At 63.0% G+C, this 25,188-nt stretch carries 20 protein-coding genes and 1 pseudogene; 4 read left to right on the forward strand and 17 right to left on the reverse strand.

What is annotated here, in order from left to right:
- Positions 1-16: 16 nt before the first annotated feature.
- Positions 17-673 (reverse strand): glutathione S-transferase family protein, encoded by a 657-nt coding sequence (locus NKI46_RS13780; RefSeq protein ID WP_352626338.1) that lies wholly within the window; start codon positions 671-673, stop codon positions 17-19.
- A gap of 126 nt (positions 674-799) precedes the next feature.
- Between NKI46_RS13780 and NKI46_RS13785 the strand changes: the two genes are divergently transcribed.
- Together NKI46_RS13785 and NKI46_RS13790 are read left to right on the forward strand one after the other, a co-directional pair.
- A complete protein-coding gene (locus NKI46_RS13785; RefSeq protein ID WP_198020008.1) occupies positions 800-1,708 on the forward strand; it encodes an AraC family transcriptional regulator in 909 nt (302 codons plus the stop codon).
- A 107-nt stretch (positions 1,709-1,815) separates the two neighbouring features.
- Positions 1,816-3,462, forward strand: a complete 1,647-nt coding sequence (locus tag NKI46_RS13790; protein WP_352746629.1) for an acetolactate synthase large subunit — start codon at positions 1,816-1,818, stop codon at positions 3,460-3,462.
- Between the two features lie 29 nt (positions 3,463-3,491).
- On the opposite strand, the gene NKI46_RS13795 is transcribed toward NKI46_RS13790, so the two are convergent.
- The 6 genes from NKI46_RS13795 to NKI46_RS13820 all read right to left on the reverse strand — a co-directional run bounded on the left by NKI46_RS13795 (position 3,492) and on the right by NKI46_RS13820 (position 12,501).
- Positions 3,492-4,862, reverse strand: coding sequence for an alpha-glucosidase/alpha-galactosidase (locus NKI46_RS13795; RefSeq protein ID WP_352746631.1), 1,371 nt, complete (start codon positions 4,860-4,862; stop codon positions 3,492-3,494).
- Positions 4,863-4,883: 21 nt separating this feature from the next.
- Complete coding sequence (locus NKI46_RS13800) at positions 4,884-6,551, reverse strand: ABC transporter ATP-binding protein (RefSeq protein WP_023739498.1); 1,668 nt, start codon at positions 6,549-6,551, stop codon at positions 4,884-4,886.
- A 10-nt stretch (positions 6,552-6,561) separates the two neighbouring features.
- Positions 6,562-7,698 (reverse strand): ABC transporter permease, encoded by a 1,137-nt coding sequence (locus NKI46_RS13805; RefSeq protein WP_023687914.1) that lies wholly within the window; start codon positions 7,696-7,698, stop codon positions 6,562-6,564.
- The gene (locus NKI46_RS13810; protein WP_023725459.1) at positions 7,699-8,706 is read right to left on the reverse strand and encodes an ABC transporter permease; all 1,008 of its coding nucleotides are present in this window, start codon (positions 8,704-8,706) and stop codon (positions 7,699-7,701) included.
- Positions 8,707-8,800: 94 nt separating this feature from the next.
- Complete coding sequence (locus NKI46_RS13815; protein ID WP_502896814.1) at positions 8,801-10,936, reverse strand: ABC transporter substrate-binding protein; 2,136 nt, start codon at positions 10,934-10,936, stop codon at positions 8,801-8,803.
- 98 nt (positions 10,937-11,034) lie between these two features.
- Positions 11,035-12,501, reverse strand: a complete 1,467-nt coding sequence (locus NKI46_RS13820; RefSeq protein ID WP_023687911.1) for an alpha-glucosidase/alpha-galactosidase — start codon at positions 12,499-12,501, stop codon at positions 11,035-11,037.
- A 245-nt stretch (positions 12,502-12,746) separates the two neighbouring features.
- On the opposite strand from NKI46_RS13820, the gene NKI46_RS13825 reads away from it, so the two are divergent.
- A complete protein-coding gene (locus NKI46_RS13825; RefSeq protein ID WP_081727386.1) occupies positions 12,747-13,589 on the forward strand; it encodes an AraC family transcriptional regulator in 843 nt (280 codons plus the stop codon).
- Between the two features lie 72 nt (positions 13,590-13,661).
- On the opposite strand, the gene NKI46_RS13830 is transcribed toward NKI46_RS13825, so the two are convergent.
- From NKI46_RS13830 to NKI46_RS13860, 7 genes and pseudogenes are all read right to left on the reverse strand, one after another.
- Entirely contained in the window at positions 13,662-14,729 is a 1,068-nt protein-coding gene (locus NKI46_RS13830; RefSeq protein ID WP_023685295.1) for an ABC transporter ATP-binding protein, read from the reverse strand.
- A gap of 3 nt (positions 14,730-14,732) precedes the next feature.
- Positions 14,733-15,581 carry a carbohydrate ABC transporter permease gene (locus NKI46_RS13835; RefSeq protein WP_023691354.1) on the reverse strand — a complete coding sequence of 283 codons (849 nt, stop codon included), beginning with the start codon at positions 15,579-15,581 and terminating at the stop codon, positions 14,733-14,735.
- Positions 15,581-16,504 carry a carbohydrate ABC transporter permease gene (locus NKI46_RS13840; RefSeq protein WP_023685296.1) on the reverse strand — a complete coding sequence of 308 codons (924 nt, stop codon included), beginning with the start codon at positions 16,502-16,504 and terminating at the stop codon, positions 15,581-15,583. The genes NKI46_RS13835 and NKI46_RS13840 overlap by 1 nt, the downstream gene beginning before the upstream one ends.
- A 232-nt stretch (positions 16,505-16,736) precedes the next feature.
- Positions 16,737-18,014: an ABC transporter substrate-binding protein gene (locus NKI46_RS13845; protein WP_023685297.1), complete on the reverse strand. Its 1,278-nt coding sequence runs from the start codon at positions 18,012-18,014 to the stop codon at positions 16,737-16,739.
- 26 nt (positions 18,015-18,040) lie between these two features.
- Positions 18,041-19,237 carry a PLP-dependent transferase gene (locus NKI46_RS13850; RefSeq protein WP_352739094.1) on the reverse strand — a complete coding sequence of 399 codons (1,197 nt, stop codon included), beginning with the start codon at positions 19,235-19,237 and terminating at the stop codon, positions 18,041-18,043.
- Positions 19,234-19,968: a FadR/GntR family transcriptional regulator gene (locus NKI46_RS13855; RefSeq protein WP_023668124.1), complete on the reverse strand. Its 735-nt coding sequence runs from the start codon at positions 19,966-19,968 to the stop codon at positions 19,234-19,236. The genes NKI46_RS13850 and NKI46_RS13855 overlap by 4 nt, the downstream gene beginning before the upstream one ends.
- Positions 19,969-20,089: 121 nt before the next feature.
- A pseudogene (locus NKI46_RS13860) lies at positions 20,090-20,796 on the reverse strand (DJ-1/PfpI family protein).
- 86 nt (positions 20,797-20,882) lie between these two features.
- On the opposite strand from NKI46_RS13860, the gene NKI46_RS13865 reads away from it, so the two are divergent.
- Entirely contained in the window at positions 20,883-21,830 is a 948-nt protein-coding gene (locus tag NKI46_RS13865; RefSeq protein ID WP_023739507.1) for a GlxA family transcriptional regulator, read from the forward strand.
- A 62-nt stretch (positions 21,831-21,892) separates the two neighbouring features.
- Here the strand turns inward: NKI46_RS13865 and NKI46_RS13870 are convergent, their stop codons facing one another.
- From NKI46_RS13870 to araG, 3 genes are read right to left on the reverse strand one after another with little or no spacing between them, the layout of a single operon-like run.
- Positions 21,893-22,672 carry an SDR family oxidoreductase gene (locus NKI46_RS13870; protein WP_023739508.1) on the reverse strand — a complete coding sequence of 260 codons (780 nt, stop codon included), beginning with the start codon at positions 22,670-22,672 and terminating at the stop codon, positions 21,893-21,895.
- Positions 22,673-22,697: 25 nt separating this feature from the next.
- Positions 22,698-23,648 (reverse strand): L-arabinose ABC transporter permease AraH, encoded by a 951-nt coding sequence (gene araH / locus NKI46_RS13875; protein WP_023729461.1) that lies wholly within the window; start codon positions 23,646-23,648, stop codon positions 22,698-22,700.
- 11 nt (positions 23,649-23,659) lie between these two features.
- Positions 23,660-25,171: an L-arabinose ABC transporter ATP-binding protein AraG gene (araG, locus tag NKI46_RS13880; protein ID WP_023712137.1), complete on the reverse strand. Its 1,512-nt coding sequence runs from the start codon at positions 25,169-25,171 to the stop codon at positions 23,660-23,662.
- Between the last annotated feature and the right edge of the window lie 17 nt (positions 25,172-25,188).

The raw sequence follows: 25,188 nt of genomic DNA on the forward strand, positions 1-25,188 counted from the left end.
CATTTGCCCGCTCGTCTCAGGCCGCGAGAAGCCGGCCATAGGATTCCAGATAGAAGCCGGTTGACCTAGCGCAGGTCCGCACCGCCTCCCTGGCGGCAACCGTTTCCTGCCACCGCAGCAGGCGCTCGCATTCGGCCGGCATGGCGAAGCCCAGATATTTCTCAAGCACGCACAGCTGTTCGAACCAGGGATAGAAGGAGATGTCGGCGGCGCTGAATTCCGAGCCCAGCAAAAACCGTTCGTCCGCCCCTCGCCTCGCAAAGGCATGCTGTTCCACAAAGCGCAGGGCGTCGGCAAGCTGGGCCTTGATCCGCTCATGAACCATAGCGTCGGAACTGTGCATCATGGTTGCCGTCCTGGCGTAAAGCTGCGTGTCGGCGAAGCTGATCCAGATGCGCGCCTCAGCGCGGGCATGAGCATCCCTGGGGAAAATCGGCCGTTCGGGGAATGCATCATCGAGATATTCGCAGATGATCGCCGACTCCCTGACATATTGCCCCTGATGGCGCAGCAGCGGCACCTTTCCCGTCGGCGTGAGTTTCAGGAACCACACCGGCTTGTTGCGCAGATCGATTTCGATTTCCGTCGCCTGCAGGCCTTTCTCGGCAAGGGCGAGCCTGACACGGTGCGCATAGGGACAAAGCTGCGCGACAAAAAGCTCGATTGGCGGCATGAATAACTCCTGAGTTTCGTTATCGCCGACAAGCGGCCTGTCGGGCATAGCTAGGTCCAGTAAGGCCGGCGCGCTATTCGACAGCGTCTGGATTGATTTATCGATCGTCTGTTTCTGGAGCGAAGCGTGGACCTCCTGGCTACCCTCATGCGCGAATTGCACTTCGCAGCCGCCGGGTACCGGCGCCTCGAACTGGCCGCGCCCTGGGCGATCTCGTTCAGCCAGGCTGGGCTTCGCGGCATTCACGTCGTCATCAAGGGGCGATGCGAAGCGGTGTTCGGTGAGGAAGATGTCGAGCCTCTCGATGCCGGCGACCTGATCATTGCACCGCGCGCCGATCCTCATGTGCTGCGGTCGCCCGGCGCGCTCAAAAGCGCGAACGTCCCCGCCGCCGAACTGGCGACCCAAACCGCAGCTGGGCGTATTCGCAGCGGCGGCGAAGGCGAAAAGACCGTCATCCTGTGCGGCGCCTTCGCCTTTCGTGACGCCGACCATCCGGCACTTGCCGGCCTGCCGCGCATCGTTCACATCCGGGGATCGAATGGCCGTCTGCCCAAATGGCTGCGTGGCTATGTCGAGGCCTTGCTGGTGGAAGCGACCGACGAAGGTCCCGGCAGCGACGTAGTAATGGCTCGCCTGTCTGGGGCCATCGTCACGCGCGCCTTGCGCTCCGGTCTGGAAAGCATGGACAATCCAGGTTGGCTGAGGGGATTGCAGGACCCCGCGATCGCCAGAGCGCTCGCCACCCTGCATGAAGCCTATGGCCACGACTGGACGATCGAGACCCTGGCACGCGCGGTCGGGCTCTCCAGGGCAACCTTTGCCGCCCGCTTTCGCGATCTCGTCGGCGAAGCGCCCATGGCCTATCTCTTCGGCTGCCGCATGCGGCAGGCCAGCCGGCTGCTGCACGAGGGCAAGAGCCTGGGCCAAGTCGCCGAGGCGGTCGGCTACAGCTCGGAAGCCGCCTTCTCCACCGCCTTCAGCCGCCACGCCGGCGTCTCGCCCGGCCAATTCAGGAAACGGAAGGATCTGTAAGGCAGAGCGATATTGGCGGCGGCCGCGCCTCGCGGTAGGACTTTGCCAGCACTATGTCTGATCATATCCCGACGCGGTTCGCCGCCGCTTTGCCCAGGAGATGCTTCGTGCCCAAAGGTTCTGACCTGCTTGTTGCCGCCCTTGAGAATGAGGGCGTCGATCGCATCTTCGGCATTCCCGGCGAAGAAAACCTGGACGTCGTCGAATCCATCCGCAAATCCTCGATCCAGCTCATCCTCACCCGTCATGAGCAGGCGGCGGCGTTCATGGCCGCCACCCATGGCAGGCTCACCGGCAAGCCAGGTGTGTGCATCACCACGCTGGGACCCGGCGCCCTGAACCTGACGACGGGTGCCGCCTATGCGCTGCTCGGCGCCATGCCGATGATCATGATCACCGGGCAGAAGGGCATCCGCTCGTCGCGCCAGGCCCGCTTCCAGATCGTCGACATCGTCGCCGCGATGAAGCCGTTGACCAAGCTGTCACGTCAGATCATCTCGGCGAAGACCATTCCCGCCGTGGTGCGCGAAGCGTTTCGGATTGCCGAAGAGGAGCGTCCGGGACCGGTGCATCTGGAACTGCCCGAAGACATCGCGGCCGAGGAGTGCGACGATGTCGCGCTGATCCCGCCGCATCCGGTCGAGCTTCCGCTGGCCAGCCCGCTTGCGCTCGACCGCGCCGCTGAGATGATCATCAAGGCGCAGCGTCCGCTGGCGATGCTGGGCGCCGCCGCATCGCGGCCGCGCTCGACGTCCGACCTCGCCCAGTTCGTGATCAGGACCGGCATTCCCTATTTCACCACGCAGATGGGCAAGGGCACGGTGCCCGGCGGCACCGAACTCTACATGGGCACCGCCGCGCTCTCCGAGCGCGACTATGTGCATGGGGCCATCGAACAGGCCGACCTCATCATCACTATCGGCCACGACACGATCGAGAAGCCGCCCTTCATTATGGGCGACAAGGGACCGAAGGTGATCCATGTCGGTTACCAGCCGGCCAATGTCGAGCAGGTCTATTTCCCGCAGACCGAAGTGGTCGGCGACATCGGCGCTTCGCTCAGGCTGCTTGCCGACCGGATCGAGGGCAAGATCCCCAACGCGCAGGCGCTACTGCCGCTGCGCGAAGGGATTTTGAGCCGCATTGCCACCCGCGCCACCGAAGACCGTTTCACGCCGCAGCGCTTGGTGCACGATGTGCGCGCGGTGATGCCGGCCGATGGCATCCTGGCGCTCGACAACGGCATGTACAAGATCTGGTTTGCGCGCAATTACCGCACGCGCGTCGCCAACACTTTGCTGCTCGACAACGCCCTGGCCACGATGGGCGCCGGCCTGCCCTCGGCGATGACGGCCGCGATGCTCTATCCCGGCCGCCGCGTCATGGCGATCTGCGGCGATGGCGGCTTCATGATGAACAGCCAGGAACTGGAAACCGCCGTCAGGCTGAAACTTAACCTCGTCGTGCTGATCATCGAGGACAATGCTTTCGGCATGATCCGCTGGAAGCAGGCGGTCGACCAGTTCCCCGATTTCGGCATGACCTTCGGCAATCCCGATTTCGTCAGATATGCCGAGGCCTATGGCGCCAAGGGAACCAGGGTCGGCGCCGTCTCAGAAATACAATCGACGCTCGAACAGGCTTTTGCCGGCGGTGGCGTCCATCTCGTCGTCGTTCCGATCGACTATTCGGAGAACGAGCGCGTGCTGGTCGAGGAACTGCGCCACCGGTTGCCGGCGCCACCGGAGGCCTGACGGTGGAGTAGATACCGCCGCAGCAGCGCTCAGGCGGCCCGGACCTTGGCGCTCCCACGCGCCCAGGTCGGCAGCCAGTCGCCATGTGTCGCCAGCAACTCATCGACCAGCGCCCAGATCTGGTCGAGATCGAGTTCGGCCGCCGTATGCGGGTCCATCATCGCCGCGTGGTAGATGTGCTCGCGGTTTTCGGTCATCAACGCCTGGACCGTCAGTTCCTGCACATTGATGTTGGTGCGTATCAACGCGGTGAGTTGCGGCGGCAGCTCGCCAATATAGGTCGGCTGGATGCCGGAGGCGTCCACCAGACACGGCACCTCGGCGGCGCAATTGTCCGGCAGCGAGGTGATGCAGCCATTGTTGCGGACATTGCCGTAGATCACCGAAGGCTCCCCGGTCCACACCGAGTTCATGATCGAGGACGCGTATTCCTTCGACTGCTCGACCTCGATGCGGTCGGCCGAGCGATAGGCTTCGGCCTGGCCCTTCCAGCGCTCGATCTGTTCGATGCAGCGCTTGGGATATTCGTCGAGCGGAATGCCGAATTTCTCGATCAGGTCGGGGCGGCCTTCCTTGATGAAATAGGGCGTGTATTCGGCGAAATGCTCGGAGCTTTCGGTGACGAAATAGCCGAGACGCGTCAGCATCTCGTAGCGCACCTTGTTGGGGCAGCGCGGGTTCCAGCCCGGCTTCGGTGCCCTGCCCTCGCGATAGGCGCGGACGAGGTCCGGATAGAGGTTGCGGTAAGAGCCATCCGGCTGCCGGTGCTCGAACTTCAGGTAGAAGGCCATGTGGTTGATGCCGGCCGAGCGGTAGCGTATCTCGTCGTAGGGAATGTCGAGATCGTGCGCCAGTTCCATCGCTGTGCCTTGCACCGAATGGCAGAGGCCGACCTGTTTGATGTCAGGAAATTTCTCTGAAATCGCCCAGGTGTTGATCGCCATCGGGTTGACGTATTGCAGCATGATCGCGTCGGGGCAGACGGCCAGCATGTCCTCGCAGATCTTCCACAGATGCGGCACGGTCCGGAGGCCGCGCATGATGCCGCCGACGCCGAGCGTGTCGGCAATGGTCTGGCGCAGGCCGTATTTCTTCGGCACCTCGAAATCGGTGACGGTGCAGGGCTCAAAGCCGCCGATCTGGAAGGCGACGACGACGAAGTCGGCGCCGGCGAGCGCCCTGCGCTGGTCGGAATAGGTCTCGGCCTTCGCCTTCACGCCCAGCGTTGCGATCAGCTTGTTGACGACGATGGCGCTCTCTTCCAGCCGCTGCGGATTGATGTCCATCAGCGCGATCGTCGCGGCTGACAGCGATGGCCGCTGCAGCACGTCGCCGACAATGTTCTTCATGAACACGGTCGAACCGGCGCCAATGAAGGTGATCCTGGGATGTCTTGCCACTATTAAACCTCCGGCACTTTGCTACGCCACGTCGAAGGCGGCCCTGACGAGCCGTTCGGTGTAGGCGGTCTTGGGATGGGTGAGGACCTCGTCCACGGGTCCCTGTTCGACGATCTTGCCGTTCTGCATGACGATGACACGGTGGCAGAGCGCGCGCACGACCTTGAGGTCGTGCGAAATGAAGAGATAGCTAAGGCCGCGTTCGTCCTGCAGCTTGCGCAACAGGTCGATGATCTGCGCCTGCACCGAAAGGTCGAGCGCCGATGTCGGTTCGTCGAGCAGGATGAATTCGGGCTCCAGCGCGATGGCTCGGGCAATGGCGATGCGCTGCCGCTGGCCGCCGGAAAATTCGTGCGGGAACCGCGACAGGATATCGCCGGGCATGCCGGCGCTGACCAGGGCGTCGCGCACCCGACCGACCCGCTCGCGCCGTGTCGCGCCGATCCTGTTGACGACCAGCCCTTCCTCGATGATCTGGCCGATCGTCATACGCGGGTTAAGCGACGAGAACGGATCCTGAAAAACGACCTGCATGCGCGAGCGCAGCGGCCGCATCCCGGCGCGCGACAGGCCGTGGATCGGCTGGCCGTCGAAGCTGACCTCGCCGCGCTTGGCCTCGGTGAGCTTGAGCAAGGCGAGACCGAACGTGGTCTTGCCGGAGCCGGATTCGCCGACCAGCCCCAGTGTTTCGTGGCGGCAAAGCTTCAGGCCGAGATCGTCGACGGCGACCAGTTCGCGCCAGTCCGGCTTCAGGAAGCTGCCATGGCGCAGCATGAAGCAGACGCGCATATCGCGGGCCTCGAGGATGGTGCCGCTGTTTTCCGGCAGCGGCTGCGGCTTGCCGTGCGGCTCGGACGCGAGCAGCCGCTTGGTATAGGCATGCTGCGGGTCGGCGAACAGCCGCTCGGTAACGTTGTGCTCGCACATCTCGCCATGCTGCATGACATAGACATAGTCCGAGAATTTCCGCACCACGGTAAGGTCGTGGGTGATCAGGATGACCGCCATCCTGAGTTCTTTTTGCAGATTGCGGATCAAATTGAGGATCTGTGCTTGCACCGTGACGTCGAGCGCTGTCGTTGGCTCGTCGGCGATCAGCACATCAGGGTCGTTGGCGAGCGCCATAGCGATCATCACGCGCTGGCGCTGCCCGCCCGACATCTGGTGCGGATACTGTTTGATGCGCGCTTCCGGCTCGGGGATCTGGACATGCCGCAAAAGCTCGAGCGCCCGCGCCCAGGCTTGCTTGCGGCTGACCTTTCGATGCACTCTGATCGCCTCGACGATCTGACTGCCGACCGTATAGATCGGGTTGAGCGAGCTCATCGGCTCCTGGAAGATCATCGAGATGCGATTGCCGCGCAGCTTGCGCCGGGCGCTCTCGGGGAATTTCAGTATGTCCTGCCCGCAATAGTCGATGGTCGAGTTCGGCGACACGGTGGCCCGCTTCGACAAGAGCCCCATGACAGCGCGCGCCGTCACCGACTTGCCGGAACCGGACTCGCCGACGATGGCGATCGTCTCGCCGCGATAGAGCTGGAACGAGACATCCTTCACCGCGTCGACGACGCCGTGCTCGACCTTGAAGGCGACCTCGATGTTGCGGGCATCGATGATGGGTTGGTCGTGGCGGCCGGCATGGTCGAGCCGGACGGCTGGTGCGAAGGTGGCTGCGAGCGCAACGGTCATCCCGGCCACCTCAATAGGGATCGACGGCATCGCGCAGGCCGTCGCCCAGCGCGTTGAAGGCAAAGACGGTGATCAGCACGAAGCCGACCGGCGACAGGATCCACGGATAGGTGCCGATGACCGAATAGGTAGCCGTGTCCTGCAGCATCAGCCCCCATGAGATCAGCGGCGGTTTCACGGCGAAGCCGAGGAAGCCGAGAAAGGCTTCGAGCAGCACCACCGTCGGGATGGCGATCGTCACGGCGACGATGACGTGGCTCATCACATTGGGAAAAATGTGCTGCATGATGATACGCATGTCGGTGGCGCCAACCGCCATGGCAGCGCGCACATAGTCGATCCGCGCCAGCGCCAGCGTCTTGCCGCGCACCTCGCGCGACATCTGCGCCCAGCCCAGCGCCGACATGACGATGATGACGAAGGCGAGGAAAACGTTGGTCGGCGCGGTCACCGGGATCAGCGTCGTCAGCGCAAGATAGAGCGGCAATTGCGGGAAGGCGAGCACCAACTCGACGAAGCGCTGCATCCAGACGTCGAAGCGGCCGCCGAAATAGCCCGAGACCATGCCGACCGTGGTGCCGATGACGGTGATGATGAACACCACCGTCAGCGCGATCATCAGCGAGACGCGCGAGCCCTGGATGGCGCGCGACAACACATCCCGGCCGAATTTGTCGGTGCCGAGAAAATGCACCGGCTGGCCGTCGGCCGAAGCGAAGAAATGCCGGTTGGCGGGGATCAGTCCAAGCAGCCGGTAGTCGGCGCCCTTGACGAAGAAGCCGAGCAGGCGCGGATGCTCGTAATCCGGCCCGACGACCGGCTGGAAGGTGACCGGGTCGAGGTCAGCAGAATCCGCCAGCGCATAGACCCGCGGCTGGAGCACGAAATTCCCGTCTCTGTCGTGAAAACTCATCACTTGCGGCGGGGCGAAAGCGACATCGGTCACCTTGGGGTCCATCGGCGCGAAGAAATCGGCGAATAGCGCCATCAGCACCAGAAGCACGACCAGGATCAGCCCGGCCATGCCGGTCCAGGAGCGCCTCAGCCGGCGCCAGACCAGCGCCATATAGCTCTCATTGCCGCGTGGGGTCGCAATCGCGGTTGCTTCAGCCGGGGGCGGCGGCGGGGATGGGTCACGCGCCAGCATCTAGCTCTCCCTGAACTGGCGTACGCGCGGATCGAGCAGCGCGAGCAGCATGTCGGCGATGATGTTGCCGACGATCAGCGTTGCCGACAGCACCATCATGAAGGTCGCCGTGACATAAACGTCGCCGACCGCCATCGAGCCGACAATGGCCGGCCCGACCGTCGGCAGCGCAAAGATGATCGCCGTCTCGATCTCGCCGGTCAGCATGTAGGGCAGCACCACGCCCTGATACATGATGAGCGGGTGCAGTGCGTTGGGCACGGCATGGCGCATGACGACGGCGCTGCCGGTCAGGCCCTTGGCCTTGGCCGTCTCGACATATTGCGCGTTCAGCGTATCGAGCAGATTGCCGCGCATGACGCGCATATTGTAGGCGAGCCCGCCGAAGGTGGCGATCGCCACCACCGGCCAGACATGCTTGACGAGGTCGGCGAATTTCGCCCACGACCACGGCGCGCCGCCATATTGCGGCGAGAAGAAGCTGCCGATCTCCGACACGTTGAACTGGAAGACCAGGAGATAGACGATGATCAGCGCCATCAGGAAGCGCGGCACCGTCATGCCGAGGAAGGAGATGGCCGACAGCCCCGAGTCGATCCATGTGTATTGCCTGGTCGCCGCCCAGATGCCGAAGGTGATGCCGAGCACCGACGCCAGCAGATGGCAGACCAGTGCCAGCAGCAGCGTGCGCGGCAGCCGCTCGCCGACCACGGCGGCGACCGGCTTGTTGTAATAGAGGCTGTAGCCGAAATCGCCGCGGGTGATGATGCCGGCGACCCAGTTCAGGTACTGGACGGGCAGCGGTTTATCGAGGCCGTGCTCGACCCGATAGGCTTGCGCCTGCGCGTCGGCTTCGGCAAAAGACGCCCCGCCCTGGTTGATGAGCTGCGAGCGGATATAGTCGGCATAGTCGCCCGGCGGCGCCTGGATGATGGCAAAGGTGACCAGGCTCAGGATGACCATGACCGGGACCGCCGATGCTATGCGCATGGCCAGGAATCGCAGCATCGGACCGTTTCTCCTCCTTGGATCTAATCTGTTGCCGCTGACCTTACTCCGTCCCGGCCGCGCGCAGCGCGGCCGGTCAGCCAGGGGAGGAAACTCAGTTCGTCGGACCCTTGTCGCCGGGCTTGCCGGGAAGCTGGTCGGGAAAGAGTTCGTATTTCTGCTGCTTGTCGGCGGCGACGAAGACGCGTTCGCGCACGATCGAATCCTCGGCCCAGTTGAACATGAAGATCGGCGTTCCCTGCGGGATGTTGGAGAAGCGCTTGTTGATGATCAGGGCGCCGGGATATTCGGTCAGTCCGATATTGTAGACATGCTCCGTCGAGATCTTCTGGAACGTCTTCATCAGGCTGGCGCGCTCGTCATTGTCTGACGAGGAGACGAACTTGTTGACGATGTCGACAAGCTCCTTTTCGAACGGCATCAGGTCGACCACGCCGCTTTCGGGCGCGCGGTGATCCCAGCTGGTCTTGGGTCCGACGGGCGCGAGTTGCACGGTATTCTGCACGACGGAAGTCAGCTCCTGCTCGTTGCGCCTGATCAGCCAGTCGAAGCGGCCGGAATATTGCGAGGCATCACGCTGGGTGCCGTTGAGGCCGTTGAGCACGACCCTGATGCCAAGCTTTTCCATCTGGCCGACGACGCCTTCGGCGAGGCTCTTGTCAGTGCCGTAGTCATTGTTGACCAGCATCACGATCTCGACATTCTTGCCGCCGGCGGTCCCGGCCGGGAAGTTCACGAAGCCGTCGCCATCCGTATCCTTGAGACCAGCCTTGGCCAGTTCCGCCTTGGCGCCCTCGATGTCGAAGGGATAGTAGACGGTCGAGTTGCGGTCATAGAAGCTGGTGCCCGAGGAAAAGCCACCGGGGTAGATGGCGGTGAACGGCCCCTTGACCAGCGAGTCGCCGAGCGCCTTGCGGTCGAGCGCCATGGTGATGCCCTTGCGGAAGTCCTCATTGCGATTGAGCTCGCGGATCGCCTGGCCGCGTTCGTCGGGATTGCCCCAGCCATTGGCGGAAAAGTTCATGCGCAGATTGTAGCCGATCAGGCGCGGGCCAAAGGCGAGCCGGGCCGGCGCGTCCTTGTCCGCCGCTCGCTTCAGCGAAGCGACGAAATTCTCCGGCTGCTCGAGGTTGGAGAAGTCGGCGGCCCCTGCCACCGCCTGCACGTCGCGGTCGGCCCAGGTCGACAGCTTGTAGTGCAGTTCGTTGAGATAGGGCAGCTGGTTGCCCTTCTCGTCGACCTTCCAGTAGTAGGGATTGCGGCGCAAGACGATGATGTCGTCGGGCCTATACTCCACCGGCACCCAGGCACCCATCACCGGAATGTTCATATATTCCGGCGGGAACGCGTTCTTGAACTGCTCGTAGGTATTCTTCGAGTACTTCGGATGCTGCGGCTTCAGGATATGCGCCGGGCCGGGGCAGAAGGTGCCGTAGGCCATGGCGTAGAGATACTGTTTGGGGAAAGCGTCCTTGAAGGTCCACTCGACGGTGTAGTCGTCGACCTTCTTCAGCGTCGTGCCGACACCGAAGGTTTCCGCTGTGGCGCCGTTCAACGGCGAGACATTGGGGTCGACGACCTCATCGTCCCAGTAGAACATGACATCGTCGGCATTGAAGGCAACGCCGTCAGACCATTTGGCGCCTTCGACCAGGTGCATGGTCAGCGTGTGGCCATCCTTCGACCAGTCCCAGCTCCTGGCGAGGTTGGGCAGCGGCTCGGTGTCCTTGGCCTCGACCTGGAACAAAGGCGCGGTGCGCGTCAGGCATTCCGAAAGGCCGATGTCGATGCCGCCCCATCCTTGGGTCTGGCCGGCGCCATAATTCCAGCCTTCCGGCCGGCCGCCAATGACGTGGCGCATGGTGTCGCCATAAACGCCGATGCCGTCCGGCATGTTGCCGGTCTTGAACACCAGCGGCTCCTTCGGCAGGCGATCCTTGACCGGCGGCAGCTTGCCAGTCTTGACGTATTTCTCGGTGACCCACTCGGGCTCGTGATATTCGGGCAGCGCCTTGAACTCCAGGATGGAATCGCGGGCGACGTATTTGATTTTGCCCTCGGCGGGAAACGCCGCCGGCGCCGGCGGCGTGGTCGGCTCGGACGCGTATGCACTGCCAAGCGCCAATGCCGAGACGCTCAGCGCCAGCCCGGCGAGAATGCCAATTCTTCGCCCGGCGAGAATGCCAATTCTTCGCCCGGCGAGAATGCCAATTCCACGAAAGTTCCTCATTGTGTTCCTCCCAGATGTTTCGACGTCTGCTGCTGCCCGCATCTATTCATGATGGCTGATTGGCGAACCGGCCTCCCGCTGTCCGCCTGCCAGCATTCTCAGCCGGCCTGTTTCAGGGCCGTTTTTTCGGCGCGCAGTTCCTCGATCGAGCGCACTTTGCGCCGCGCCGCACCCGCCCAGTCGCGGGTTTTCACCATCGATTTCGAAAGCCGCTCCTTGGCGGCCGGCACGGCATCGGCGTATTGCGGCAGCCAACGCGCCTGGGCGACGACCATCTCGTCGACCATCTGCCAGACCTCTTCCGGCGTCGACACCGCACCCACCAGCGGATCGTGCAGCACCGCGAGCTTGAGCAGGTCAATGTCGCCCGTAACAGCCGCATGCACCGACATGCGCTGAACGTTGATCGAAGCCATGCAGGTGGCCGCGCAGGCTTCCGGCAGCGTGATGCCTGACGCCATGTTGATGCCGAAGCGATCGACGAAACCGGGCGATTCGATGATCGCGTCCTGCGGCAGATTGGTGATGATGCCGGTGTTCTTGACGTTGAAGTGGCCGCGATAGACGCGGTTCGTCTCCAGCGCTTCGAGAATATGGCTGGCATGCTCGTTCGAGCGCTTCGATACGTCGAGCGGCTTCGACGCCGCTTCGAGGAATTGCGGATATTCCGTCTCGAACCAGTTGCGGGTTTCCGTGGAGTAGCGAAGATAGCCGCCGGTCTCGCCATGGATCCAATCGGACATGTCGATCCAGCGGGTGATTTCGTCCGGCCGCTTGCGATACCAGGGCAGATATTCGGAGAGATGACCGTTGCTTTCGGTGGAGTAGACGCCGAAGCGCTTCAGCACGTCGATGCGCAGCTTTTCCTGCTGCGAATAGACCGGATGCGCCTCGAAGGCAGCCACCAGTTCGTCCTTGCCGATCTTGCGGCCGTTGAGCCGCAAATCGATGAACCAGGTCTGGTGGTTGATACCGGAGCAGACATAATCGAGTTCGCTGTGCGACTTGGCGCCGAGCACTTCGGCGATCTGTTCGGCGCCGTGCTGGACACCGTGGCAGAGGCCGACCGTATCGACCTTGCCATATTCGATCGCCGCCCAAGTGTTCATCGCCATCGGGTTGGCATAGTTGAGGAATTTGGCGCCTGGCTCGGCGACCTCCAATATATCCTTGCAGAAGTCGAGGATGACCGGGATGTTGCGCTGGCCGTAGAGGATGCCCCCGGCGCAAATCGTGTCACCGACGCACTGGTCGATGCCGTATTTCAAGGGAATGCGGATATCGTCGGCATAGGCTTCGAGCCCGCCCACCCGCACGCAGCTGATGACGTAGCGCGCGCCTTCCAGCGCCTTGCGGCGGTCGGTCGTCGCCGTCACCCTGGTCGGCAGCTTGTTGGCCTCGACGATGCGGTCGAGGATCGCCTTGATCATTTGCAGATTGTGTTCGCTGAGATCGGTCAGCGCGAATTCGATGTCGCTGAATTCCGGGACGCACAAAATATCGGTGAACAGCTTCTTGGTGAAGCCGACGCTGCCGGCGCCGATAATAGCGATTTTGAAACTCATCACCTCACCTCGATGCATTCGAATGCCGGGTAAGGAGCAACAGAAAGGGAATGGCGGCTCGCCTCGGCGCGCATGCCATTCGAGCCGGAATTCCGGCTCGTTCTCCTCCCCGCCCGCTCCTCGACCGCGGGTCTTTCGCGTTCTCAGGATTTGGATTATGCCGTTATTCCAGGGCGCGGCCAGAGAACGATTATGCTTTCGAGGGTAATTTTGTGCTGCATGATCTGATCGCCAACGGACAGTTGATGCGCACCATCTCGCTGCCGCGCGGCCGCCAACGCCTGCATGCCATGCCAACCAGCACCGGCTATGAAGTACGCGAGGGCGTGACCTATGACTGGGATGGGCGCAAGCGCGGCCAGACACCGTTCACCGTGCTGCAGCACACGATCAGCGGCACCGGCCAGCTGCGCTACGAGAACCGCAACTACCGCCTGCAGGCCAACGACACGCTGCTGGTGCTGGTGCCGCACAACCATCGCTACTGGCTGGAGAAGGGCGACCGCTGGGAATATTTCTGGATCTCGATGAATGGCGAGGAGGCGCTGCGCGTCCACAAATCCATACTCAGCGTCTCCGGCCCGGTGTTTCGGCTGCAGCCGGAGACGATCGATCATCTCGCCGATTGCAGCCTGCGCCTGATCAAGGGCGGCGCTTCGCCTGGCGCTGCTTCGGCAATCGCCTATGAGGCGGCGATGGCGCTTTACGACGATGTCTTCGGCTCGCACGCCTTCACTGAGAAACAGAGCGTCATGCAGCCGGTCATCGATCATATCAACGCCAATCTCGACAAGCCCTTGCCCGTGGCCGAGCTCGTCCAGATCAGCGGCCTCAGCCGCGCCCATTTCTCGCGCTGCTTCGCCGAGAGCGAAGGCGTTCCGCCGGCCGAGTTCGTGCTGCAGCAGCGGCTGCAGCGGGCGGCGAAGCTGCTAACCAAAGCCGATTTCCTGCCAGTCAAGGAGGTCGCCATCCTGTGCGGCTTCGAGGACGCCAACTATTTCTCGAAAGTCTTCCGCCGGCTCTACGGCATCAACCCGACGCAGTTCCGCACCACCGGCATGTATGCCAGCCTGGGCAGCCTTCAGTAGAGCATGATCTCGAAAAGTGGATACCGGTTTCCGGAAGAGATCATGCTCGGAAAACAGGCCGGATGGCCGCCATCACCCGATGCGATTGCCACTTGCGGGATCGAACAGATGCAGCGCCGCCGGATCGGCAGACAGTCTTACCGTGTCGCCCGGCCGGATAGTGCTGCGTCCCATGACGAAGACACAAACCAGCTGGTTGGCGAGCCGGACATAGAACTGCGTCGACAGGCCGAGCGGCTCGACCACCTCGACCTCTGCCTTGAGCGGACCATCGTCGGCAAGCTGGATGTGCTCCGGCCGTAGCCCGACAGTAAGCACATCGCCATCCTTCAACGGCAAGCCATCAGGCAACCGCAGCTTCTGGCCGTCGGCCAGCACCGCGTCCACCTTGCCGCCCTTGGCCACTGTCGCCGGAAAGAAATTCATGCCGGGCGAGCCGATGAAGCCGGCCACAAAAGTATTGATCGGCCGATCGTAGAGTTCGAGCGGATGGCCGACCTGCTGCACATAGCCGTCATGCATGACGACGATGCGGTCGGCCATAGTCATGGCTTCGATCTGGTCGTGGGTGACATAGACCGATGTGGTCTTGAGCTGCTGGTGCAGCGCCTTGATCTCGGCGCGCATATGCACGCGCAATTTGGCGTCGAGATTGCTGAGCGGCTCGTCGAACAGAAACACTTTGGGATCGCGCACGATGGCGCGGCCCATGGCGACGCGCTGGCGCTGGCCGCCGGACAGTTGCCTGGGCAGACGGCCGAGGAAACTGTCGAGGCCGAGGCGCTTGGCCGCCGCCCCTACCCTGCCGTCGATCGTCGTCTTCTCCGCCTTCTTCAAAAGCAGGCTGAAACCCATATTCGACGACACATCCATGTGCGGATAGAGCGCGTAGGACTGGAACACCATGGCAATATCGCGGTCCTTCGGCGCGACATCGTTGACCAGCCGATCGCCGATATGGATCTCGCCGCCCGACACCTCCTCCAGCCCGGCAATCATGCGCAAAAGGGTCGACTTGCCGCAGCCGGACGGGCCGACCAGCACGACGAACTCGCCATCGGCGATCTCGAGGTCGACGCCGTGCAGGATGCGCAGCGAACCGTAATCCTTCTCGACGTTTTGCAGCGTGACGGAAGCCATCGATTATCCTTTGACCGCGCCGGCGGTGAGGCCGGTGACGAGATAGCGTTGCAGGAAGGCGAAGAAGATGCAGACCGGGATCAGCGCCAGGATCGACGCCGCCATCATCTGCCCCCAGTCCACGGCGAACTTGCCGATATAGGTGAGCAGGCCGACGGCAAAGGTCTTCTGGTCGTCGCTGGAGATCAGCATCAGCGCGAACAGCAATTCGCTCCAGGCGGCGGTGAAGACGAAGCCGAGCGTGGCGCCCATGCCGGGCAAGGTCAGCGGCACGATCACCTTGCGCATCGCCTGCGCCCGCGTGCAGCCGTCGATCATCGCCGCTTCCTCCAGATCCTTCGGAATGCCGTCGAAGAAGGACTGCATCAGGAAGGTGGCGAAGGCGGTGTTGAAGGCCGTGTAGATGATGATCAGACCGACCAGGCTGTTGGTCAGGCCAAGCTCGCCCATGACGCGGTAGATCGGCGGAATGACCATCACCAGCGGAAAGGTTTGCGTGAGCAAAAGCATGATCGCCAGTGTCGCCTTGCCGCGAAAGGTGAAGCGCGACATGGCGTAGCCGGCGAGCGTGGCGATGACTGTCACCAGGGCCGCCGTCGACACCGAGACGATAACGCTGTTGAGGAAATAGCGGGGGAAGTCAGAGGCTTCCAGGACAGTGATGAAGTTGCGGAAGGTGGTCTGCGACGGCCACAGCGTGATGCCCTCGGAATAGAGCAGCCGCTCCGGCGTTACCGAAATCTTCAGCGTCCAGAAGATCGGAAACAGCGCGAAGATCATATAGGCGGCAATCGCCGCGTAGAGGCCGACGCCGCTGAAGATGCGCGAGGAGGTAGAGCGTCCGGCAATCATCAGACGTGCCTCACCAGCAACCGGCGGATGGCGATCAGCGCGATCGCATAGGCGATGAGCAGTACCAGTAGCAGCACCGCCACCGCGGAGGCATAGCCCTTGTCCAGCGACTTGAAGGCGCTGACATAGATGTAGACCGGCACCGTGCTGGTCGAGCCGGCCGGCCCGCCCTCGGTCATGACGAAGATCAGATCGGCGAAGGTCGCGATCCAGATCGTACGCAGCATGACGGTGATGACGATGGTCGGCGCCAGGAACGGCAGCGTCACCTTGGTGAAGCGCTGCCAAGGCGAAGCGCCGTCGATTGCGGCCGCCTCATGCAGTTCCGACGGGATCGACTTCAGCGCCGCCAGCAGCGTGATGGCGAAGAACGGAATGCCGAACCAGATGTTGGCGATGATCGGCCCCCACATGGCGGTCGCCGGATCGGACAGCACATTGGTCGGCTCGGCCTTCAGCCCGAGCGTGAAGAGCCAATGCGGCAGTGGTCCGATGATCGGATTGAACAGCCACGCCCAGGTCAGGCCCGACAGGAAAGATGGCACCGCCCAGGGCAGGAACACCACCGCCTGCACGAACTTGCGCCCGACAAACGGTTTGTCGAGCAGCAACGCCAGACCCAGGCCGAGGAAGAACTGGAAGAACAGGCTGGCGACGGTCCACCACAGCGTGTTGACCAGCGCCTGCCCCAGCACCTGGTCGGTCAGCATCGCCTGATACTGGCCTAGACCGACATATTCGGATTTGAAGGCGGAGAACTTCCGGAACGAATAGCTGATGCCGATGATCAGCGGCACCAGCAGCACCACGACCAGCAGAACGATCGCCGGGCTGAGATAAAGCCAGGGCTCGATTGCTGCATGCGTCAGCCGCTTCTTTCGCGGCCGGCCGGCGGATCGTATTTCGGACACGGCATAAGTCATTAGCGCTCAACAATCATGGGTGGGTGCCGACAGCAGCAACAGCACCCTTCTCCCCGTTCACGGGGAGAAGGGTGCCGGCAGGCAGATGAGGGGCGGCGCCAGCCTTGGGGTGCTCGCGCTGCCCCTCATCCGGGCCTGTCTGTGCATGTCGTTGTCCCAAAACCGCTACGCACTTTTGGGCGACATGCATTCGGGCCACCTTCTCCCCGTAAACGGGGAGAAGGTGGAAGAACTACTTCTTGTTCTTGGCCAGCCAGTCCTGCTGTTCCTTGGTCAGGAACGCGGCCCATTGATCAGCAACGTCCTTGGCCGACTTCTGGCCGAGCAGCACTTCCTGGAAATTCTTGATCGCCACCTGGTCGACGAAATTGCCGAGGTTCTCCAGATGTGTCGGCGGCGTCACCATTTCATATTTGGAAGTGTCGCTGAGTTCGGTGAACCAGCCTTTGAACTGCTCGGTCTTGAAGTGGGCATCCTGGTCGGCGCCATTGTGGATCGGCACGACGCCGACTTCCTTGGCCCATTCGAGATTGTCCTTGGGCGACAACAGCGTCGCCATCAGCTTCCAGGCATCGTCCTTGTGCTGCGAATTGGCGAACATCGCCCAGCCGGCATAGCCCAGCGTCGGATAGGATTTGCCGCTTGGCCCCACAGGCAGCGGCGCCACGGCAAAATCGTCGGCACTCATCTTGTCGGCAATGCCGATCAGCGCATCCGGATCCTGGTTGAGCATGGCGCAGGTGCCGGAATAGAAGCCGGTGACGGTCTCGTTAAAGCCCCAGCTCACCGCATCCTTGGGCGCCAGCCCGTCCTTGTACATGTCGGCCAGCATCTGCAGGCCCTTGACCGAGCCCTCCTCGTTGATGGTCGAGGTGCCGTCCTCGTTGAAGTAGCCGCCCTTGCCAGCGGCGATGTTCATGAACATGTGCATGCCGTTGAAGGCGCCCGGGCCACCGCGCAGGCAGTAGCCGTACTTGCCCGGAATGGCGGAGATCTTCTTGGAATCGGCGATGAAGTCGTCGAGCGTCGCCGGCGGGCCGTCGAGACCGGCCTCCTTGAACAGCTTCTTGTTCCAGAACAGCGCATTCACATAGTAGCCGTACGGGATCATGAACTGGGTGTTGTTGACGGTCGAGCCGAACTGCTTGGCGCGGTCGCCCAGCGTCTTGGCGTCGTCCCATTTGGCCATGTAAGGGCCGAGATCCTCGAGCTGGCCGTTGGTGGCGTACAGGCCCATCCAGCGCTCCGGCATCTCGACGATGTCGGGCGTATCGCCGGCCTGCACCATGGTGAGGAATTTCTCGAAGGCCTGCCCCCAGGGCAGCGAGACCACCTCGACCTTGACGCCGGCATTGGCGGCCTCGAACTCGGCGATCTGCTTCTTCAGGAATTCGGTGCGCTGCGGGCTGGTGATGACCTCGACCAGCTTGAGGGTGGTGTCGGCCAATGCGCCGCTGGCGGACATCGCCAGGCCGGCAGCGGTGGCAAGCATGATGCTCAGTCGTTTCATGTTCAGAACTCCCATTTTGAACCCAGTCATTTTTTTGCTTTGTCGAAGGCCTGGCCGATGTCGGCCCAGAGGTCTTCGACGCTTTCCAATCCGACATTGAAGCGGATGGTTCGGGGGCTGACGCCGAAGCGCGCCATCGAATTGAGACCCGGTGTCTGCTCGAGCGAGGCCTTTGCCGGCACGACGAGGCTTTCATGACCGCCCCAGCTGACGCCGATGCGGAAAAATTTCAGCGCATCGACGAAAGCGGGAATGTCGACATCCTCCGTCACCTCGAAGGAGAACAGCCCGGCATAGCCGGCAAGCGTCTTCTTGCCGGGATGGTTGGAATAGGCGGGATGATTGACCCGCTCGACCTTGTCATGCGCCTTCAAGCGCTCGGCGATGATGAGCCCGCTCTTCATGTGATGCGGCAGTCTCAGCGGCAGCGTGCGCAGGCCGCGCAACAGCAGCCAGCCCTCGAAGGGCGACAGCTTTGCGCCAAGCTGCGAGTAGGTCTGGTCGTTGATGTGCTTGATATGGGCGGCCGAGCCGGCCACCACGCCGGCGACGGTATCGCTGTGGCCGCCGAGATATTTCGAGGCGGAATGCAGCACCAGATCCACGCCGTGCAGGATCGGCTTCTGGAACACCGGCGTCGCCCAGGAATTGTCGATTGTGGTGACGATGCCCTGCTCTTTCGCCAGCCGCGTCAGATGTTCGAGATCCTGCAGCTCGAACATCATCGAGGTCGGGCTTTCCAGGTAGAGCAGTTTCGCACCGGGAAGTGCCGCGGCCACCGCATCCGGATCGGAGCCGTCGACATAGTCGACCTTGATATGCAGGCGCGGAAACAGCCGCTCGAACAGTCGGTAGGCGTCGCCATAGCAATTGCGCACCGCAAGGATGCGTTCGCCTGCGCCGACGAAAGCCAGCAACGTCGCGCTGATCGCAGCCATGCCGCTCGAAAAACCACGTGCGGCTTCAGCACCTTCAAGCGCTGCGACGCGCGACTCGAATTCCATCACCGTCGGATTGTCGCCGCGCGAATAGATCGGCTGTTTCCTGCGCCCGGCAAAGGTGTCGGCCATGTCGGCATAGCTGGCGAAGGTGAACAGCGAGGTCTGGTAGATCGGCGGCACCACCGCATTGCCGGGGAACGGGTCGTCATGCGCCAGAAGCGTCGCCGCGTCGGCGAGATAGTCGCTGCCGGAAATGCCTGGGTCGAAGCTGTGCTCGTTCATGTGCGGACCGAAAGTTTGAGGTTGGCGGCGCCGCGCTTCAAATCGTCCTCGACCGTGGCGATCAGCTTCAGCGCTTCGGCCCGGGCGCCTTCCGGATCGTGCGCGGCGATGCAGTCGAACATGGTGCGGTGGTAGGGAAAGCTTGCGTGGCCGAAATCGCGCACGCCGAGCGGATGTTCCCAGAAGCGGTGGAACAGTTCGTGCATGGCGGCGATAATCTGCTCGAACAGCGGATTGCCGCAGGCGCGGTAGATCGCCTGATGGAATTCCCAGTCCTCTTCCGACGACATGCCGGCGCGGCTGAGAAACTCTTCCTCCATGATGTCGAGCTTGCGCTCGATCTCGGCGAGGTCGTCCTTGTCGGCACGAATGGCGCAAAGGGCGGCGGCTTCCGCTTCCAGCGCGCGGCGGATTTCCAGCGTGCGCATCAGGCCGGTGAAATCATTGCCGCCGGCAAGCGTCAGCGGCATGTGCAGCATGTCGAGCGAGACGGCGGCCTTGAGATAGGTGCCCGAGCCCTGCCGGCGCTCGACCAGGCCAAGCCCTTCCCAGCGCGTCAGCGCCTCGCGCACCGTGTTGCGGCTGACCTTCAGACGCTCAGCGAGGATGCGTTCGGTCGGCAGCCTCTCACCGGGTTCCAGCTTCTCGCGCATGACGAAGCCGGCCAACGCCTTCAGCACCGCGTCGTCGCGGGCCGTCGTCTGGATCGGCGGAAGGCTGAATTCGGTCACCGGGGCTATTACCGAAGTGGTTCAATGGTCCAACCAATTTCTGCACAGACGAAGGGACCTGTCAACAGTGGAAACGCAGCGAGGCCGAAGGGCCAGGGGATGCACCTTCGGCCTTGCTGCTTCAGCCGTGGATGCGCGCCGGCGCAGCGGCGGCGCGAGCCTCGCGCCAGCGAGCGAAGATTGCCTCGCGAACCCGCCTCGAACCAGAGAGGCGCTTTTTTGCCTGCGCCAGCACCGCAGGCGACGCCTCGGCGGGCGTGCCGGACCGAAAGGGAGGAGCCGGGGCGTATTCGAGCGAGAGCTGCACGATCTCGGCCTCCTCCTGTCCAAGCAGCCTCGCAACCAGCGCCAGGCCGAAGTCGATCCCCGAAGTGACGCCGCCGGCGGTGATGAGCTTGCCGTCTTCGACGATACGCTCGTCGACCGGGATCGCTCCGAACTCCTCCCGAAATCATGCGCATACCAGTGCGTGGTCGCGCGCTTGCCCCTCAGCAGTCCGGCCGCCCCAAGCACCAGGGCACCGCTGCAAACGGAGGTGATGTAGCGCACCTGCCCCGCGCGCTCCCACACGAAATCGAGGACTGTCTGGTCCTCCAGCAGCGCGTTGACCCCGCCCCCGCCAGGAATGCACAGCACGTCGAGGGGCCGGCAATCGTCAAAGGTCGCGGTTGGCGTCAGCGAGAGGCGCGTCGATGACGTCACCGGGTTGCGATCCTTCCAGATCAGTTCCACCTCGGCATCCTTGGCCGATGCCAGGACTTCGTATGGGCCGGTGAGGTCGAGTTGTTGGACGTCGGGGAATACGAGGATGCCGAAACGAAGGGGCATGGAAATCTCCGTGGGTTGACTTCCGGCAATCTACGGCATCATGGTTTGGCACGATTGCCATTCATCCCTCGCTTCGGGCCAAACCAATGCGCCGTATCGAAGTACTTGCCTATCCCGACATCCAGCTCCTCGACGTCAGCGGACCGCTGCAGGTCTTTGCCAGCGCCAATGATTTCAAAAGGCAGGCCGGCGAACCGGCTCCTTACGAGGTCGTGGTCGTCGCCGCCTCACCGCGCATCCGGACATCGGCCGGTCTCGTGCTGGAGGCAGCAGTGCTGCCAACCCACGGAGGTAAGATCGACACGCTGCTTGTCCCCGGAGGATGGGGCGTCAACGCGGCCTGCGACGATCCCGTGCTGGTCCAGTGGATCGCCGGTCGCTCGCGCGATGCCACCCGAACCGCTTCCGTCTGCAGCGGCGCCATGCTGCTGGCGACGGCTGGCCTGCTCGACGGCCGCCGCGCGGTGACCCATTGGGGACGCTGCGCGGAGTTCGCCCGGCGCTTTCCCGCGGTCCGGCTCGAACCCGATCCGATCTTCATCCGCGACGGCAATGTCTGGACATCCGCCGGCGTAACGGCGGGGATCGATCTCGCCCTCTCCCTCGTCGAGGCCGACCTTGGCCGGCACACGGCGCTCGGCGTGGCGCGCGAGTTGGTGGTCTTCCTGAAACGTCCCGGTGGCCAGGCGCAATTCAGCCAGACCCTCAAGCTGCAGCAAGGCGACGGGCGCTTCGACCGGCTGCATGGCTGGATCCTCGAAAATCTGGCCGGTGACCTGTCGCTCACGCAGTTGGCCGACCACGCCAATATGAGCTCGCGCAGCTTCTCGCGGCGCTATCGCGAGGCCACCGGCCGGACACCTGCCCGCGCGATCGAGGAGATCCGGATCGAGGCGGCGCGGCGGATGCTGGAGCGGGGCCAGCCCGTCAACCAGACGGCCCGCCGCTGCGGTTTCGGCTCGGAAGAAACCATGCGGCGCGGCTTTCTGCGCGTGCTGGGCACCAATCCGCGCGCCTATCGCGAGCGTTTCTGATCGCGACTGCTTGCTCCATTAGGCCGGCGGTCGATGCGGTAGAAATAGAGCCTCTCCAGCGTTCAGGCGGGATGCTGTAGCTGGCTGAGCCCGCCATCGACGACGAGGGTCGCCGCGTTCATGAACGGGCACTCCTCAGAAATCATGAACACAGCGGCCAGCGCGATCTCGCGCGCCGAGGCGATGCGGCCGCCGGGATGCAGCGCCAGCGTCTTGGCGCGCGCCGCAACCGGATCGGCAAAACTGTTCCAATAGTCGGTCGCCTTCTGCGTCTCGACATAACCGGGCGCCAGCGCGTTCACGCGCACGCCCTGCCCGGCATATTCCAGCGCCAGCGACTTGGTCAGCCCAAGCAGCGCGTGCTTGGCCACGGGATAGGGGAAGGTATGAGGGATGATGGTGAAGCTGTGCGTCGAGGCGATGTTGAGGATCGCGCCACCGCCATTTGCGATCATTGCCGGCAGCACCGCCTTGGCGCAGTTCCAGGCGCCTTTGACGTTGACATCGAAATTGCGATTCCACTCCTCCTCGGTCGCCTCGAGCGGCGTCGAGAACACATTCATCCCGGCATTGTTGATCAGCGCGTTGATCGGCCCGATCGCGTCGGTCGCCCGGCTGACGGCAGCGGCAATCGCGGCCCCGTCGCTGATGTCGGCTGCGGTATGTCCGACATGGCCCTGCGGTGCGGCAAGGCCGGCGACCGTTTTGTCCAGCAGCGCGCCGTCGCGATCGACCAGGAACAGTTTTGCCCCTTCGGCCAGGCAGGCCTCGGCGATGGCAAGCCCGATGCCTTGCGCGGCGCCGGTGAGGAAGATGCGTTTGCCGGACAGGCGCTCAGCCATGGCTGTCACTCCACTGGAAGACGGATCAGCGCCGGCCCAGTGCCGACGAACGCAGATTGTCGAGCAAAACGGCAAGCAGCAGGATCACGCCGCGCACAATGTATTGGTAGAAGGCTGCGATGTTGAGCAGGTTCATGGCGTTTTCGGCGATGCCCATGATCAGCACGCCGACGATGACGCCCGACATGGTGGCGCGGCCGCCGGCAAGCGAGACGCCGCCGAGCACGCAGGCCGAGATGACCGAGAGTTCAAGCCCCACCGCCGCATTGGGCTGGCCCGACGTGATGCGCGAGGCCAAAAGGATGCCGGCGATGCCGCAAACCACGCCTTGCAGCGCAAAGATCCAGATGCGCGTCCAGTCGACATTGACGCCGGCCAGGCGCGAAGCCTCCGGGTTACCGCCGATGGCCAGCGTGTTCTTGCCGAACACGGTACGATTGAGGACAAAACCGAAGATGCAGAACAGCACGGCCAGGACCCAGACCGGCGTCGGAATGCCGAACAGCTTCGACAGCGCCAGTTGGTAGAAATCCGGGCTGTTGATGCCGACGGCGCGGCCATCGGATGCGATCAGCGCAAGGCCGCGCACGATCTGCATGGTAGCAAGCGTCGTGATCAGCGCGTTGATGCGGAACTTGGCGATGACGACGCCGTTGATGAAGCCGACGAAGGCGCCGCAGGCGATTGCCGCAAGAAGCCCGAGGATGATCGATCCGGTATAGTTCGACGCCATCACCGCGACCATGCCGGCGAAAGCAACGATCGAACCGACCGAGAGGTCGAAGTCGCGCGCGGCGAGGCAGAACATCATCGTGCAGGCGACGATGCCGACGGTGACCACCGATTGCAGCAGGCCGAGCATGTTGCGGTCGGTCAGAAAATTCGGCACCAGCAGCGACACCAGCGCGAAGGCGACGATGAAGATCACGACGAGGCCCTGTTCGCCGAGCAGGATCTTCTTCAACTGATCGGTCATGGCAAAGATCCTCAGGATGCGATCGCGTCGGGGGTTTTCTGATCGGGAAGAGCGGCGGCCAGGATCGCTTTTTCGGCGAACTGGTCGCGCGCGAGTTCGGCGCTGATGCGCCCGCCGCACATCACCAGGATGCGGTCGCAAATGCCCATCACTTCCGGCAGTTCGGACGAGACGACGACGATCGCCATGCCGTCTTCGGCAAGCTGGTAGAGCAGTTCGTAGATTTCCGCTTTGGCGCCGACATCGATACCGCGTGTCGGCTCGTCGACGATAAGCACGCGCACGCCCTGCTCCGACAGCCAGCGGCCGAGAATGACCTTCTGCTGGTTGCCACCGGAGAGGTTGATGATGTCCTGCTTGCGCGACGGCGTGCGCACCTTGAGCTTCTTGATGAAGGTCTCGGCGGTGGCGATCTCGCTAGCGCGGTTCAAGATTCCGAAGCGTGTGTGATGACGCCGCGACGAGATGTTGATGTTCTCCTCGATCGAGCGGCCCTGGATGATGCCGTCATGCTTGCGGTCTTCCGAGCACAAAACGATCCCGGCGCGGATCGCGTCATGCGGATCGGTGGCATGCACGACCTTGCCATCAACGGTAATGGTGCCACCTGAGCGCGGGTCGGCGCCGAACACCAGCCGCATCAGTTCCGAGCGCCCCGCGCCGATCAGGCCGAAGAAGCCGACGATCTCGCCCGCCCTCGCCTCGAAGCTGGCGGGCGTCGTCAGTTTTACTCCGCAAACAGCGTCGACCTTCAGCCGGACATCGCCGGCCGGGCGTGGGCGAAACCCCCAGATATCGGAGATTTCGCGGCCGACCATTTCGGCGACGACCTGGTCGCGTGTGACGTTTTTCAGCGACGCATGGTGCGCCGCGAGCTTGCCGTCGCGCAGCACGGTCAGGCTGTCGCAGAGGCGGAACACTTCGTCCAGCCGGTGCGAGACATAGATGATGACCTTGCCCTCGCCGCGCAGGCGGTCGATCAGGGCAAACAGGATTTCGCTTTCGCGCGACGACAATGACGAGGTCGGCTCGTCCAGAGCGATGACGCGCGCGTCGAGCATGATCGCCTTGGCGATCTCGACCATCTGGCGCTCGCCGATCGACAGCGTCTTGACCTTGCGGCTGATATCGATGTCGATGCCGGCTGATTTCAGCTTGGCGCCAACATCGTCCAGCATCCTGGCACGGGCGATGATGCCGGCGTTGGCGGGGAAGCGGCCGAGGCTGAGGTTTTCGGCAACAGTGAGCTCGGGAACCAGCTGCAGTTCCTGGTGGATGACGATGACGCCATTGTCGAAGGCATCTCGCGTCGTTGCATAGGCTTGCATCTTGCCGTCGATGAGGATCTCGCCGTCATCGGCATGCTGGTCGCCGGACAGGATCTTGATCAGCGTGGATTTGCCGGCGCCGTTCTCGCCCATCAGGCCGTGCACGGCGCCCTTGTCGACGCCGAACGAGACGTCCGACAGCGCCTTGACGCCCGGATAGGTCTTGGTGATTTCCGAGAAGTCGAGAAAGGACATGGGGCGCCTATCCTTTT

Source organism: Mesorhizobium sp. M0615, assembly GCF_040320805.1.
GTDB lineage: Bacteria > Pseudomonadota > Alphaproteobacteria > Rhizobiales > Rhizobiaceae > Mesorhizobium.

Coding starts and splice junctions, on each gene's coding strand:
- NKI46_RS13800 (WP_023739498.1), bottom strand. CDS start 6,551: ATGACCGTTGCGCTCGCAGCCACCTTCGCACCAGCCGTCCGGCTCGAC.
- araH (WP_023729461.1), bottom strand. CDS start 23,648: ATGACCGATCAGTTGAAGAAGATCCTGCTCGGCGAACAGGGCCTCGTC.
- NKI46_RS13820 (WP_023687911.1), bottom strand. CDS start 12,501: ATGAGTTTCAAAATCGCTATTATCGGCGCCGGCAGCGTCGGCTTCACC.
- NKI46_RS13845 (WP_023685297.1), bottom strand. CDS start 18,014: ATGAAACGACTGAGCATCATGCTTGCCACCGCTGCCGGCCTGGCGATG.
- NKI46_RS13830 (WP_023685295.1), bottom strand. CDS start 14,729: ATGGCTTCCGTCACGCTGCAAAACGTCGAGAAGGATTACGGTTCGCTG.
- NKI46_RS13825 (WP_081727386.1), top strand. CDS start 12,747: ATGCGCACCATCTCGCTGCCGCGCGGCCGCCAACGCCTGCATGCCATG.
- NKI46_RS13835 (WP_023691354.1), bottom strand. CDS start 15,581: ATGATTGCCGGACGCTCTACCTCCTCGCGCATCTTCAGCGGCGTCGGC.
- NKI46_RS13810 (WP_023725459.1), bottom strand. CDS start 8,706: ATGCTGCGATTCCTGGCCATGCGCATAGCATCGGCGGTCCCGGTCATG.
- araG (WP_023712137.1), bottom strand. CDS start 25,171: ATGTCCTTTCTCGACTTCTCGGAAATCACCAAGACCTATCCGGGCGTC.
- NKI46_RS13850 (WP_352739094.1), bottom strand. CDS start 19,237: ATGAACGAGCACAGCTTCGACCCAGGCATTTCCGGCAGCGACTATCTC.
- NKI46_RS13840 (WP_023685296.1), bottom strand. CDS start 16,504: ATGACTTATGCCGTGTCCGAAATACGATCCGCCGGCCGGCCGCGAAAG.
- NKI46_RS13815 (WP_502896814.1), bottom strand. CDS start 10,936: ATGAGGAACTTTCGTGGAATTGGCATTCTCGCCGGGCGAAGAATTGGC.
- NKI46_RS13870 (WP_023739508.1), bottom strand. CDS start 22,672: ATGGCTGAGCGCCTGTCCGGCAAACGCATCTTCCTCACCGGCGCCGCG.
- NKI46_RS13865 (WP_023739507.1), top strand. CDS start 20,883: ATGCGCCGTATCGAAGTACTTGCCTATCCCGACATCCAGCTCCTCGAC.
- NKI46_RS13780 (WP_352626338.1), bottom strand. CDS start 673: ATGCCGCCAATCGAGCTTTTTGTCGCGCAGCTTTGTCCCTATGCGCAC.
- NKI46_RS13805 (WP_023687914.1), bottom strand. CDS start 7,698: ATGCTGGCGCGTGACCCATCCCCGCCGCCGCCCCCGGCTGAAGCAACC.